Below are 314 nucleotides of genomic sequence, written 5' to 3'. Positions count from 1 at the left end.
TCTAACCACTCCTAATGTGAAATCAGATGATTTAGAATCTGAAATCAAACATTATAATCAATCTTTCAGACGCTTAAGCAATCGTAAAAAGTTCAAATCGATAGCTAAAGGTTATGTAAGAAAATTAGAGGTTACTTATAATCAAAAACGAGATGATTATAATCCACATTTTCATGTTTTGATAGCTGTTAATAAATCATATTTTAAAGATACAAAGTCATATATCAGTCAAAAAGAATGGTTGGATTTATGGAGAGATGTGACAGGAATTGATGAAATCACACAAGTACATGTTCAAAAAATCAAACAGAACA

At 28.7% G+C, this 314-nt stretch carries 1 protein-coding gene; it reads left to right on the top strand.

Features of this window, described 5'->3' with window-relative positions; all coding sequences use genetic code 11:
* The coding region (locus tag HMPREF2937_RS02035; RefSeq protein WP_180364611.1) for a protein rep at window positions 1–314 on the top strand (314 nt) is incomplete at both ends.

The sequence above is a fragment of the Staphylococcus sp. HMSC061G12 genome, assembly GCF_001838465.1.
Taxonomy (GTDB): domain Bacteria; phylum Bacillota; class Bacilli; order Staphylococcales; family Staphylococcaceae; genus Staphylococcus; species Staphylococcus simulans.
This window is presented reverse-complemented; position numbering and strand designations above follow the sequence as displayed.